Below are 14,279 nucleotides of genomic sequence, written 5' to 3'. Positions count from 1 at the left end.
TTGAGAGGCTCTGGTGGCATCTCCCAGGGGAAGCGGGGCAGGTCTACCGCTTCAGTTGTAGATTTAATCAACAGTTTACCCAAAGGACACAAGAATTAATCCCTGGCTTTCCTCGCACCTCAACTTCTGATTTTAACGGTTGTTGGGGGAGAATGGGTAATCACCCCAGAATTCATTCGTTCATCAATTCACTCTCACACTACTAACTAATAACCAATAACTACTAACTAATAATTGCTAACTGCTAACTGTTAACTGATTTCGGGTACGGGCGGGTTCTTTTAGATCTTTGTTAATCACTTAAATCTCGATGAACCCGCCCCTACAAATAATTACTAACTAAACTAAATAACCCAATTTATTCAACAATTCATCGGGTTTAATGGGTTTGACTAAACAATCATAATTTTCTAAATTTTTATAAAGTTTAGATTCGGGACAGGAACTTTCATGGGTTAATGCTAGAATTTTAATCTTTTGGGTCTCGGGTTTATCCTGAAGTTGATTCAGAATTTCATAGCTGATTTGTCCGGCTAAATGGAGGTTAATAATCACAGCATCCGGTTGTAACAATTTAATTTGCTGCCCGGCGGTAAATCCTTCAATTAACCAAACCACTTGATATCCGGCTGCGGTTAATAAATCACAAATTAAAGTCGCTGTTTCTTCATCATTTTCAATTAAAACACACTTGCGATGGGGAAAATTAAGATAAACCGAAGGGAGGGAAGTTTTTAAGGGTGATGGGGCAATTTCATCCTGGGAGAGTTTAGAATTTAGGGGTAAAGATGGTAAATAGACGGTAAAGATAGAACCTACTCCCACCTGGGATTGAAATTGAATCACTCCTCCATGTAATTCTACTAATTGTTTAGTTAAAGCCAAACCTAAACCCGCGCCTCCATACTGACGGTCATAGCTCGAATTTAACTGTTGAAATTTCTCAAATAGCAGGGATTTTTGATCATCAGGAATACCGATTCCGGTATCTTTAACTTGCAAAATCACTGTATTCTGATCAACTCTGATTTTTAGGGTGACTTTCCCTCCATTTGGTGTAAACTTTATAGCATTTTCTAATAAACTAAATAAAATTTGTAGAATCCGGTTATAGTCTCCAGTAAACAAGTTGTGATTGGATTTAATTTGCGGCTCATTAATGAGTTCAATTTGACGGTTTTTAGCTTTTTCTTGGAAAGTTTTGATCACTTGATTAGCTAATTTTGATAAAGAAAATTCACTAATTTGGAGAACTGTTTTTCCAGCTTCTACTTGAGATAAATCCAAAATATCATTAATCAGTTCTAGTAATTTTTCTCCACTATCATGAATTGTTTTTAAATACCCCCGTTGCTTATCAGGGGACAGTTGCTTCTCGACTTGTTTTTCCCCCGAATAGCGTAATAAAGTGGCTGAAATTCCAATCACACAGGTTAAGGGCGTTCGCAATTCATGACTCATAGTCGCTAAAAATTGGTTTTTAGCTACGTTTGCAGATTGCGCCCCTAATAAGGCATCATGGAGGGCTTCGGTTCGTTCTAGGACTCGTTGTTCTAGGGTTTGTTTTTGTTGTTGAACTTGGGCATAAAGTTCGGCTTGATGAATTGCAATGGATAAATGTTGGGTAATTTGATTTAAAAACCTTTTTTCTATGGTTTTCCACTGACGTTGTTCTAAACATTGGTGAGCAATTAATAACCCCCATAGTTCCTGTTGAACCACAATCGGAAGCACTAATATTGATTGGACTTGAAATTGTTTTAAAAATTCAATAAAACAGGGGGAATTATTATAATTATCCTCAATATCAGAAACGGACTGAATAAAACCGTGATAATATTTATCCTGAAGATTACAGCCATACTTTAAACAATCTTGCTCCTCAGATGTATTTAAAACAGAAATAATTTGATCAGAAGAACGAGCTTCGTAAGTTACTTTTCCAGGGAAGCAGTCTAAATTTAATTTTTGAATAAAATCGGGCTGCTTTTCCTGGTCAAAATCACTTGTATAATCCTCTAATTCTAATGGCTGTTGGATATTGAATTGATAAATTATCAATCTATCTACTAATAAAAATTGACGCAACTGTTCAACCGCCGTTGATAAAATTACCGATAAATCTAAACTCTGACGAATCTGAGTCGTAACTTGATTTAAGAGTCGCTCTTGTTGCAGTTGCTGATATAAAACATCGTCCACAGGCTTATAGAACCGTTACTCTAAAGAATAGGGGAGGAGGAAAAAAGCCGTAGCTATTAACGAGTTTGTGGCTGCTGAACTTGACAAAATAATCCAATGTGATCAATATGATCTTAGAATCACCCTTGTTTGCGCCAAACCGCTAAAGTGAATGAGCAGCCCATCTTCCATAACTTTTGATTCTACCTTAGCTTCTGTCCTTTCTCATGATTTTCGAGTCAGTTCTACTACTTTAGGAAAAGTTGTTGCTCAGAACTTCGCACAAAACCCTAATTTACCCGGAGTAATCGTCATGGATGAAACTCGTTTCTTAGGAATGATTTCACGAGCAAAGTTTCGAGAACAAATGAACACCCCACAGCGGGAAAATCTTTATTTTAACAGTCCTATTCGAGTGCTTCTTGACTATCTCAGAACTCCCCCTTTATTATTAGATCAGAATTCTAAAATAGCAGATGCTGTTAATAGTGCATTAAATCGATCTAAAGAATTAATTTATGAGCCGATTGTGATTGTTTCTGGACATACAATTTTTCGGATTATTGATGTGCAAGTGCTGTTATTAGCTCAAAATCAACTGTTAAATCATGCTCAGAATATTATTCGACAACAACAATCTCAAATTCGACAATCTTTTGATATTATCAAAAACGAAAAAAACAAAGTTAAAAAATGCAGTAAATATTATCAAAATAAACAAGAAATCATCAAGAAAAATTATGAGGATTTTTTAAAAGTCAAACAACAGGAAATTTTTGAAACCGCCAAAAAAATTACTGAGATTAATGAAGATTTTTTGCAAATTAGTCAGCTAGTTATTAAGGAAACAAACAAATCTTTTAATGAAATTGTTGTCAATACTAATTCCATTAATTCTAATACCGATTACATCCAAGAGATCAGCACGTCTATTGCTCATGATTTAGACTCGATGCACTCCGCTTGTAATTTAAGTAGTAAAATTCTCCAACAAATTCGTCATTTGGCTGTCAAAGGATCGATTGTCGCTTATCAATCCCAATCTACACCCCAAGGATTTAATCAAATTAATACAGAAATCAATCAAATGCTGAATCAAATTTTAAATATTAATCAGCAAATGAATAAGATGGCTAATCATTTTAAATTTCATGTTCATAAACTCCAAGATATTGCTCAAAATCAGTCTGGTATTTCTCGCTCGGTTTCCTTGCAGTTAGAACGAGTGGAAATGGTGATGAAGGAATTAAAACACCTCATTGGTAATTATAATCCTAATTTGATTGTTTTAATTGTAGAACAAGCTAAAAATATTAGTCCTGAGTTGACTCAATTCTTTGATTATACTCCTGGGAAAGAAATAAATTCAGACTCCAATAGTCAAAGTTTAATTAAGTTAATTGAACAAACTTTAAAACACCGGAATGATTCTCCCCCGCCTGAATCTTAATGCTATTATTCTCCCGCTAATAGCAGTTGAGCCGCTTCGATCATTTCGGTTTGAAGTCCTAGTAAATCTTCCCGACTGGTTAAATAGGTTTTCAGTGCGTCCAGGGGATCAATACTACTTCCAGAATCCAATTCAGGCAAACGGGGTCGTGCTAATTGGCTAACTAATTCGGGTTTAATAGTGTAGCTATGGGCGGCACTCAAAAGCTGGTGTAATTCTGTATTATTAACGGAATCTAATTGGTCGGAACGCAGTTGATAAATTAACCTAACAACTGCGTCTTGGATGTGATTTTTTTCAATCACTTTAATTAAGGTTTGGAGAGGATCATCAGATTTAGAAAGATCTACTTTAATCGTACAAAAAGATCGCACAGGTAAGGTACAGAATTGCCATTTAACTTGACCTTTTTCGACTTCAATTAAAACAAATCCTTTGTCTTCTTTTTCTTCACTAAAATCCACTCGCTCAATACTTCCGGGATAAATAACAGGGGGATCATTAGTCCGATTCAGATTTTGATGTTTATGGACATGACCTAGGGCAACATAATCAAAACAAGAGCGGGTTAACAAGGACAGGGGAATATTAAATCCTTTACCAACAGCCAAAAACCGTTCCGCTCCTAAATTGGCTTTATCTGCCATCAAATGCCCTAATAAAATAGTGGGTGATTCGGGGTCTAACTGCCGAATTTCTCCCTCTAAAACGACGGTTAAACGGTCAATTAAGAGTTGATTTACTGCTTCTAAAGAGAGTCCTTCGGTTTCAGGACGAGTTAATAAAGTTGACCGAGTTAACCAAGGTAAAGTAATAACTTGAATTGTGCCATTGCGGGTTTGAATGGTATGGGTTGCTAAACTATCCCCAACTACAAAACCGGGAACTCCTAAAGTGCGATAAATCCCTAAACTGGCTCCTCCTTGTCCCTGGGAATGTTGATCGTGATTTCCTACTAATAAAACCGTGGGAATTTCTGCATCGACTAACCGTCGAAATTGGGCAGCAAAGGCTTGTTTAACATAGGGGGCGGGAGTCGCGTCAGGAAAGGCATCTCCGCCAAATAAGACTAAATCCACGGGTTCTGCGATCGCTCGATCAATACAACGCCCCAAGGTGGCGGTAAAGTCCTCTAAGCGAGTATTTAAGCCAGTTTCAGGATTGATTTGTCCATGGGAAAAACCACTTCCCAAATGAATATCCGAAAGATGCAATATTTTAATCATTACTGAGTTTACTAAAGTTGATCAATTATAGTATAATTATTGCTTTCCTAGTCTCAACTCCTCTAGCCCCTAGCCCTTTGAATTTAATAATTAATACAAATAATATGTTTAATAAAAAGCAATGGCCGGAACTCGTCGAATTAATTTTTATTATTGCAGCAATTATCGGTTCCTTTGGTCTGCTCACCGGACAATCAATCACCTATGCAGCAATTCCGGGTGCCTTTGCTCTGGGATTAAATTGGCTTAATCGTCAATTATTAGCCCAACAAATTCGGAAAAATAGTGCGACAAATAAAAGTTTAACTCAGCAACATCAAGCTGATTTAGATCAACTCATGGATCAGTTACAGAGAACGATCTCCACTTTAAATATATCTTCGGGACTTGCTTTAAATCCCAATCCTCAATTGGCTCAGGAATTGCAATCTTTAATGGCAGTGATTCAAAATTTATTAGAACGTCAAAATCTATTAGAAAAAACATTAAGCATGATGCAATCGGAGTTAGAAATTGTTGTGCAAGCGTTCCAAAAACGGCCGGAGTTAGACCAGATTAATAGTTTAACCCATGTGATTGTGGATCTGCAACAATTTATTAATCAATTACCCCAATGGGGAAATTTACAACAACATCAAATGAACGAACTACATCAAAAGGTGGAAAAATCTTTGGAAAAACTATCGACAGAAATAGACAATATTCCTAACCAGATTGAACAGGAAGTTAAACGACAAGGAAAGTAGTTGGGTTGTTGGTTATTTAAAATTAAACAAAAATCAGGAGTTCAGTTGTCTAAATCCTGTATATAATTAATGGAATGATTTCATTAATTAGTAAAAGGATCAACTATATTTAAACTTGAAATTCCTTGAAAATCATCTATATTTCGAGTAACCAAAACTGCCCTTTCTACTAAAGCCGTGCCAGCAATAATAGCATCGGGCAGTTTAATTTTATGTTGTTTTCTGATTTGAATAGTTATTTCCTCAATTTTAGGATTAATAAAAATATTGTCAAACTGCTCTAAACATTCTCTAATAGCTTTATCTTCTTTAACAGATAATCCTAAATAAGATAATAATTCCATTTTGATAATGGTTGAAATTATAACTTGATTATTAGTTAAAAAATCTTCAGTAAACCATTCAATAATTGCTCCCTCATCAGCAAAATAGTCAATAAAAATGTTGGTATCATAAAGATATTTCATTCCCACTCCTGACGTAGTTTTTGAGTATGGGCAATTAAATCCTTTTTCTTAGCTTTCAAAATTCCTCTAACTTGAGCAATTTTATCATAATTTATAGTCTGATCAGTTTTTAAACAATCATCAGGCAAATTTAAAGTAATTGAATCTTGATCTTCACTAATCAAACAATCTTTAGAAATTTTGATAATAGCCATCTATTGATGCTCCTATTTGTTAGGGTAATAATTTAATTATAATCCAACTAGGTGCTACTATTTATTTTGTTGTCATGGTATATACTCCATCCCATTCTTCAGGAACAGCAGTCTGTAAATATTGTTGCGATCGCACTAAATGAATTTGTACCGCCCGATCATCAGGGCGCATTTTTTTCGCTTCTTCAAAAATCCGAATTGCTTGTTTAAAATCTTTCGCTAAATAAGCGATTCTCCCTTGATTAAAACAATCTAAAAACTCTTGTACCTGGTCATCTAAAGCAATTGAACGATTGCCAATTAACTCATAAATACTCACCGCCTGATTCTTGCCTTTCACCCGCACTCGATCCAATTCCCGCACCCAAATTTTATCTTGACATAAATGATAAGTCATCTCACTAATAATAATATCACAACCATATTGTTTAGTAATTTGTTCTAAGCGAGAACTTAAATTTACCCCATCCCCAATAACGGTATAATCCATGCGTTTTTGTGAACCAATATTTCCCGATACCACTTCCCCCGAACTCATGCCAATACCGATTCTAATTTGCGGTTCATCGGGTCGCATTTGATTAAATTCCTTCAGGCGGCGACGCATATCTAAAGCCGATTTTACCGCCATCCAAGCATGATTATCCCGCAGAGGAAGGGGAGCCCCAAATACCGCCATTAAGGCATCCCCAATGAATTTATCTAAAGTACCTTCATGGGAAAAAACCGCTTCTACCATAGTTTCAAAATATTGGTTTAATAATGCCACCACATCGGAGGCTTCTAAATTTTCTGTTAATGTTGTATAACCCCGAATATCGGAAAATAAAATTGTCACTTCCTTGCGTTCTCCCACCATTAAAACATCTTCTCCCAAAGCCATAACCTGTTCGGCAACCCCCGGAGTCATATAGCGATACATGGTGGTTTTCATCCGTTTTTCCCGACTAATATCTTCTAAAACCACTAACCCCCCCCTAACTCCACCTTCGGGGTTAGTCAGGGGATTAACGGTTAAATTAATACTGCGCTCGATTGGTCGAACTTGCTGTTTAGGATAGGTTATAGTGTTGGGTTGTGGGTCTGTGGGTTCTCCCCAGGGATGATAAATTTCCGAATTGGAGTGATCGGGAATGCCTAAAATATAGGTAGTTTGGATGACATCTCCTTGAGTTTCTTCCTGTTTAATTAAACCGACGGTTAAACTTTGTTCAGGAACATAGTGACGGGCGGCATGGCGGAGACTATCTTCCAAACGGAATCTTAAATTGTCAATTGGTAGGACTTCCCAAACATAACGTCCGGCTAATTTTTCTTCCCAATATTGACGAATGGAGCGATCGCCAACTTGTGGTTTCGGACAGCCCAATAATTCCAAAGCCGCATCATTAATCGTCACAATTTTTCCTTGTAAATCCGTAGAAATTACCACATCAGAAAGACTTTGTAAAATATCTTTCTGATATTGCTTTTCCACCATGACATTTTCAAATAACTGGGCATTTTGTAAGGCAATTCCCGCCTGAGCATTAAACGCCCTTAAAAATTCTTCATCGGAATTAGTAAAACTCCCTTTATTCTTATTAATTAACTGAGTTACCCCAATTAATTCCCCCGCCGCATTAAACACTGGCATACATAAAATATTTCGGGTTTGATAACCAGTTCTGCGGTCAGTGTTGGGGTCAAATCGAGGATCACAATAGGCATCGGGAATATTCAAAACTTGACCCGTTGAAGCCACATATCCGGCAATCCCACGATTAGCAGGAATCCGAATTTCTATCATTTTTGAACCATCGGCATTTGCTACTTTTGTCCATAATTCTTGAGTTTCTTTTTGTAATAAAAATAAGGTGCTGCGATCGGCCTGCATTAAATCCCGCGCCTGTTCCATCACCGCTTGTAAGGTGGTTTCTAAATCCAAACTTTGCCCTAAAGTGGTTGTGGCTTTTAATAAGGCGGCAACTCCCCGTTGATTTCGGGCAGCAACAAAAAACGATTGACAACTTTCTAAAATAATCCCAATCGAATCAGCAAAAGCTCTAAATTGTTGTTCATCTTCTTCGGTGAATTCTGCATCTTCAGCTTTATTTAATAACCGTACCACCGCCACGGATTCTTCTGGATTTTGGCTACTAAAAATTGGCATACACAGAATGGTGCGGGCATAATATCCTGGGGGTTCATCCACATCCACATCAAATAATTCACAGTTATGAGCATCGGTGACATTCATGCCTTTACCCGTGCGGGCAACATAACCTAAAATTCCCGAATTCATTGGTAAACGGATTTCTTTTGCTAGTCCAGTTTCTTCCTGAATTTTCGTATACCAGAGTTGATTTTTTTCACGATTTACTAAAAAAATTGTCGTGCGATCAGCTTGCAGAATTTGCCCAATTTTGAGGGTAAAGGCATCGAGCAATTGTTCTAATAGAGTTTCGATTCCTTCATTATTAATCAGATCAATTGCCCGGAGAAATTGCTGAAATTCTGCGGTAATAAAATCTAAAATGCAAATAAACTCCCCAATTGGCAGATGTTTAACACGCGCCGCCAATAGGCCCATACGATCCACTTGTGTCAGCGTAGCTAAGATGCTACCAGCATTAGAAAAAGTCATGGGAAGGGGATAGTTTGGGTGAGGGATTTGAAATGAAAAACTTTGATTAGAGAACGTTAAGTAGCTTGAATAGAATAAAACCTTCCCAACTAGGACATATTAATATATTGACTAGATAATAACAGACAACGGATGGTCATGGCTTCCATCCCTGTCTTGAATCAAAAATTTCTGGTGGATACTAGGCAACGGAGGGAAACGAGTAACGGTAGAGAATCTCCTGATAGTGGTGTTGTAGCTGTTGGGTGGCCGCGGCCCATCCCCAACGTTCGGCTTCTAAACGGGCATTTTGGCGCAGAGTTTCCCCTTCCTGGGGATTGAAAAATAACCGTTGAGTCGCGGTAATTGCTCCATCTTCCTGAAGCGGATCGAACAAGTAGCCATTCACACCATCGGTAACAATATCGGGAATCCCCCCTGACCGGGCTGCGACCACGGGAGTTCCGGCGGCCATAGCTTCTAATAGCACCAATCCCAGGGTTTCAGTACGGGAGGGGAAAATAAAAGCATCGGCGGAGGCGTAGGCTGTGGCTAGGTCTTTTCCTCGCAGATAACCGACGAAATGGGTGGGAGTTCCCTGAAAATGGGCTTCTAGGGCTTGACGATGGGGGCCATCGCCTACTAGGGCTAAACGGGTATTGGGAATTTTCTCTAAAATGGGTTTAATTCGTTCAATTTCTTTTTCCACCCCCAAACGACCGACATAGAGTAATAGATGACAGTCCGGGTGTCCCAGGCTGAGGCGATCGCGCATTTCCACAGTAGCTAAAGAAGGTTGAAACATCTCCGTATCCACTCCCCTCTGCCACAAATCCAGTCTTTCTATCCCATGATCATGTAGTTCTCGTACCATCGCCGTTGAGGTACAAAGATTTAATTGGGCTTGGTTATGGGCTGCTCTTAACATACTCCAGAGTACCTCCTCTAAAAGTCCTAAGCCATAATGGTGCAAATATTGGGGAAGATGGGTATGGTAGGATGCCACTAAAGGAATATTTAATTTTTTGGCATAATATAAACCCCCTAACCCTAAAATCGCTGGATTCGCCACATGAATCAGATCGGGCTGGAATTTTTCTAATTGCACACCAATACCCGGATGGGGAATACCTAATTTTAACTCCGGGTACAGGGGTAGGGGAAACCCTTCCACTCCATAGATTCTAGCCCCTTTATAGTCCGTGAGTCCCCCAGCCGGAGAAATCACCAAAACCTGATCTCCCAACCGTTGTAACTGTTCCACCGTATGACACAGCCGCGTCACGATCCCATCTATTTTGGGCAAAAAAGTCTCAGTGAAAAGAGCGATTCGCATACAAGCTATACACTGATGTCAATAGTCCGAGCTTTCCCATCATCTCATTATTCGTGATCACGGATTTAAGAGGATTGCACGGATTTCACGGATTTTAATCTGCGTAATCCTCTTAAATCCGTGATGGGGAATGGGTTATGGTTAATAAACGGATGACTGATGACTTATGATAAAAAATAGTGATTTTTGACTAATTTGGGGTTAAATTTTAACAATGATAGTCTCGGAAACCCGTTCTATTCCTTTAGTTGAACTTGCTGTAAGAACTCGTTTAGCAGCACAGAAATTAGGGATATTATCAACAGCAGAAAAAAATCAAGCTATTGAAGCCGTTGCTCAGGCTTTAGAAGCGGCTGCATCGGAAATTATTGCGGCCAATGAAGCCGATTGTCGTGCCGCTGAGGCTGAAGGAATTGCTAAACCTTTATATAATCGTCTCAAATTTGATCTGACTAAATTAAATAGTACCATTACCGGATTAAGAGATGTTGCTAAATTGCCCGATCCGGTGGGAGTGGTGCAAATTCATCGAGAATTAGATCAGGGGTTAATTTTAAAAAGAATTACCTGTCCGTTAGGAGTTTTAGGGGTAATTTTTGAAGCTCGCCCGGAAGCGGTGATTCAAATTTCTGCCTTGGCAATAAAATCGGGAAATGGAGTTATTTTAAAAGGCGGAAAAGAGGCGATTAATTCTTGTCAAGTTTTGGTTAAAGCCATTCGTCAAGGATTATCACAAACGGCGATTAATCCCGATGCAGTTCAACTTTTAACCACCAGAGAGGAAATTTTAGAATTATTACGGTTAGATGATTATGTGGATTTAATTATCCCTCGGGGTTCTAATGCTTTTGTAAAGTTTGTTCAGGATAATACTCGCATTCCTGTTTTGGGTCACGCCGAAGGAATTTGTCATATTTATATTGATAAATTGGCGGATATTAAAAAAGCGATCGCCATTACAATTGATGCGAAAACTCAATATCCTGCTGCTTGTAATGCGGTCGAAACCCTATTAGTTCATCGAGATATTGCCTCGGAGTTTTTATTAGAAGTGGTAACGGCTTTACAGGCGAAAAATGTTGAATTACGGGGGGATGAGAAAACCTTAAAAATCGTTAATATTAAACCCGCAACGGCGGAAGATTGGTCAACGGAATATAGTGATTTAATCTTATCGATTAAAATTGTTGAGAGTTTAGAAGAAGCGATCGCCCATATTAATACCTATGGTTCCGGTCATACCGATGCCATTATAACAGAAGATCAAACCACCGCCAAGACCTTTTTAAATCAAGTCGATGCTGCGGGTGTTTTCCATAATTGTTCGACTCGATTTGCGGATGGATTTCGCTATGGTTTTGGTGCAGAAGTAGGAATTAGTACCCAACAAATGCCCCCCCGCGGCCCCGTTGGTTTAGAAGGATTAGTCACTTATAAATATCAAGTGATTGGGGACGGGCATATTGTAGAAACCTATTCTGGAAGTAACGCTAAACCGTTTACCCATCGAGATTTATAATATCGTAATCGGTAATAGGTTATACTGTTAGCCAGGGGTTTTTATCCTTGGCTAATGTTTAGAAATCACTTGTTATGAGTTCAAACAATCAAGACATTCTTGTTCGGTTCTATTTGGGTTTATCTCCTGATGCTCAAGGACGGAAAATAGAAGATATTTGGCAGTGGAAACATGATCGTTTAGAATATACCCATGATTATATTCAATGGTTATTTCCTATGGTAGAAAAAAGCAATTTTAATCGCAATGCACCCACCTTAAATCCCTCTGTTATTGAAACTTTTAGAAAGACTCCAGAATTAAAACAAAGGTTATACCAATCTCTATTATTAATGTTAGATTTTTATGGATTAAAATTAGAATCCCAGCCCTCTCAAGAGATAAAAATTATCAAAAGTGAAAACTATCAACAAAGAAAAAAAAATTGGATTGATTGGCGAGATCATAACTATTTACGCTTGACTCGAATTTTAACCAGTTTAAGGCTATTAGGACTAGAAAATGAAGCCAAAGCATTATTTCAGTGTTTAGATGAAATTTATCAAGAAGAAAAGGATAAAATTGGGTCAGAAACCTATAGTTATTGGAAAAATGCTTAGGGACTTGAGAACTTGAAAGGAGAAATAATATCAGTGGGAGTATATTTTATGGGTAAAATGATGATAAATTCTGTACCCTTATTTTCCGAAGAATGTACTTGAATTTCAGCTTGATGTTTTTGGATAATTTGATAGGCGATCGCTAAACTTAAACCCGTCCCTTTTCCAATGGGTTTGGTCGTAAAAAAAGGATCAAAAATTCGCTCCTGAATATGAGCAGGAATTCCATGCCCATTATCTCTAATTCTGATTCTAATATGATCACTGTCATTCATTTCCGTATTAATAATAATCGTGGGATTCCTACTATTCTCAATATCGGCTTCTTCAATTGCATCAATCCCATTCGTCAAAATTGCCATAAACACTTGATTTAAAGAGGCAACATAACATTCAATCTTAGGTAAATTACTATAATTTTTGATCACTTCAATTTTAGAATTTAAGCGATGATTTAAGAGAATCAAACTATTTTCAATACCCTCATGAATATCAACTGTTTTAATTTCTGATTCATCTAAACGTGAGAAATTTCTTAATGATAAAACAATTTTATGAATTCGATCAGCACCGCTTTGAATTGAGTTGACTAAATTAGGTAAATCTTTAATAATAAAATCCAAATCAATATCTTCAAGAACTGTAATAATTTCATCGGGATTATCAGGATAAAATTCTTGATAAATTCTGATTAATTTTAGTAAATCTGTGGTATACTGTTTGACATATTCAATATTTCCATAAATAAAACTCACAGGATTATTAATCTCATGGGCAACTCCCGCCACTAACTGACCCAAACTTGACATTTTTTCCGATTGAATTAATTGGGATTGGGTGCGCTTCAATTCGGAAAGTGCTTGGGAAAGTTGGTCTAATTGGTTTTGGAGTAAGTATTCACGTTCGGCTAACTGTTCCGCCATTTTATTAAAGGCTATACCCACCTTCCCTAGCTCATCAGAACTATTGATTGTAACTCTTACCGTTAAATCCTGAGCCGCTAATTTTTGAGTAACATGGATAAAATTTTTCAAGGAATAGGTAATTGCACGAGCAATTAAAAATCCTGTAATCGTAACCACTAATACACCAGCCAATAATAATTGTACTAATTCTATCCAAAGCAATTTCTTTCCTTCTTCAAGCCTTGTTGTAGAATATAATATTGTAATGAGTAAGGCATTTTGATTTTTTCCGCCTAAACCAATAGTTTCAGCTAAATAACTCTGATTTTTAATCGTAATATTTTTAGGGGATTGATTAATTTTGGGAGGATTCCAATTCATCTGGGTAACTTCGGGTAAAGTAGAGGCAATAATTTTAAATTCGGGATTCCAAGCTACCAGATCAATATTCATTCCTTTCTTGAATTCCTCCAGCAATTTCGGTGTCACTAACCGACCAAAAACAATAGCTCCTAGTACATTATTTTCGGATTTAATTAGAGAGGTTGTGATGATTAACCCTAGGGACAGATCCTTGATATTTACCAAATCAGAAACAGGCAATCCATTAATACCATTATTAATGTCTATTTTGTGATTAATTTTTGAAACTTTTATGGGTTGAGATCTCAAATCAACGACAATTTTATTTTGAGCATCAACAATCTTTAACCAATCTAGTTCTAATTCTTCTTGTAAGGGTGTAACCTGTTCAAAAATCGAGTTATAATTGCCTGTCTCTAAAGCCGTTTTTAAGGTTTCCAAATTGGAGAGCTTGCGATTTTCTATCATTAATAACTCAATTTGTTCTCCAAACTCTCGGCTAACCCAAGGATTCGCCATTTTCATATCCTCTTGAATATTGGTTTCTAAACTCTGCGTAAACCAGGAACCAATAATCATCACTCCAACAATTAATACGACCAAAAATACAATCAAAAATGGCAGAATAATTTTTTGGCTTAAGGGAAGTCGAGCATAGATTTTCATAATTGTTGGGAGTTGGAGCCAA

At 37.4% G+C, this 14,279-nt stretch carries 11 protein-coding genes; 4 read left to right on the top strand and 7 right to left on the bottom strand.

Going from position 1 to position 14,279, the window contains the following annotated elements:
* Window positions 1-339: 339 nt before the first annotated feature.
* Window positions 340-2,202, bottom strand: a complete 1,863-nt coding sequence (locus AC2D3N_RS16950) for a hybrid sensor histidine kinase/response regulator (protein ID WP_484691565.1) — start codon at window positions 2,200-2,202, stop codon at window positions 340-342.
* 151 nt (window positions 2,203-2,353) lie between these two features.
* On the opposite strand from AC2D3N_RS16950, the gene AC2D3N_RS16945 reads away from it, so the two are divergent.
* A complete protein-coding gene (locus AC2D3N_RS16945) occupies window positions 2,354-3,631 on the top strand; it encodes a CBS domain-containing protein (protein ID WP_484691564.1) in 1,278 nt (425 codons plus the stop codon).
* Between the two features lie 5 nt (window positions 3,632-3,636).
* On the opposite strand, the gene sbcD is transcribed toward AC2D3N_RS16945, so the two are convergent.
* On the bottom strand, window positions 3,637-4,857 hold the full coding sequence (gene sbcD, locus AC2D3N_RS16940; protein ID WP_484691563.1) for an exonuclease subunit SbcD: 1,221 nt from the start codon (window positions 4,855-4,857) through the stop codon (window positions 3,637-3,639).
* A gap of 104 nt (window positions 4,858-4,961) precedes the next feature.
* Between sbcD and AC2D3N_RS16935 the strand changes: the two genes are divergently transcribed.
* Window positions 4,962-5,603: a hypothetical protein gene (locus AC2D3N_RS16935; RefSeq protein WP_484691562.1), complete on the top strand. Its 642-nt coding sequence runs from the start codon at window positions 4,962-4,964 to the stop codon at window positions 5,601-5,603.
* A gap of 83 nt (window positions 5,604-5,686) precedes the next feature.
* Here the strand turns inward: AC2D3N_RS16935 and AC2D3N_RS16930 are convergent, their stop codons facing one another.
* The 4 genes from AC2D3N_RS16930 to AC2D3N_RS16915 form a co-directional block, all read right to left on the bottom strand.
* Complete coding sequence (locus AC2D3N_RS16930) at window positions 5,687-6,070, bottom strand: type II toxin-antitoxin system VapC family toxin (protein ID WP_484691561.1); 384 nt, start codon at window positions 6,068-6,070, stop codon at window positions 5,687-5,689.
* Window positions 6,067-6,264 (bottom strand): hypothetical protein, encoded by a 198-nt coding sequence (locus AC2D3N_RS16925; RefSeq protein WP_484691560.1) that lies wholly within the window; start codon window positions 6,262-6,264, stop codon window positions 6,067-6,069. Before AC2D3N_RS16925 ends, AC2D3N_RS16930 begins: the two co-directional genes overlap by 4 nt.
* A gap of 61 nt (window positions 6,265-6,325) precedes the next feature.
* Window positions 6,326-8,890, bottom strand: coding sequence for a GAF domain-containing protein (locus AC2D3N_RS16920; protein ID WP_484691559.1), 2,565 nt, complete (start codon window positions 8,888-8,890; stop codon window positions 6,326-6,328).
* A 181-nt stretch (window positions 8,891-9,071) separates the two neighbouring features.
* Entirely contained in the window at window positions 9,072-10,205 is a 1,134-nt protein-coding gene (locus AC2D3N_RS16915; RefSeq protein ID WP_484691558.1) for a glycosyltransferase family 4 protein, read from the bottom strand.
* A 214-nt stretch (window positions 10,206-10,419) separates the two neighbouring features.
* Between AC2D3N_RS16915 and AC2D3N_RS16910 the strand changes: the two genes are divergently transcribed.
* Window positions 10,420-11,724 carry a glutamate-5-semialdehyde dehydrogenase gene (locus tag AC2D3N_RS16910; RefSeq protein ID WP_484691557.1) on the top strand — a complete coding sequence of 435 codons (1,305 nt, stop codon included), beginning with the start codon at window positions 10,420-10,422 and terminating at the stop codon, window positions 11,722-11,724.
* A 74-nt stretch (window positions 11,725-11,798) separates the two neighbouring features.
* Complete coding sequence (locus AC2D3N_RS16905) at window positions 11,799-12,323, top strand: opioid growth factor receptor-related protein (RefSeq protein WP_079678454.1); 525 nt, start codon at window positions 11,799-11,801, stop codon at window positions 12,321-12,323.
* On the opposite strand, the gene AC2D3N_RS16900 is transcribed toward AC2D3N_RS16905, so the two are convergent.
* Entirely contained in the window at window positions 12,320-14,257 is a 1,938-nt protein-coding gene (locus AC2D3N_RS16900; RefSeq protein ID WP_484691556.1) for a sensor histidine kinase, read from the bottom strand. The genes AC2D3N_RS16905 and AC2D3N_RS16900 overlap by 4 nt on opposite strands.
* Between the last annotated feature and the right edge of the window lie 22 nt (window positions 14,258-14,279).

It is taken from the genome of Planktothrix sp. PLAVEN19ND (genome assembly GCF_057220675.1).
Note: the sequence above shows the minus strand (reverse complement) of the source record. Positions and strands in the feature narration are given on the sequence as shown.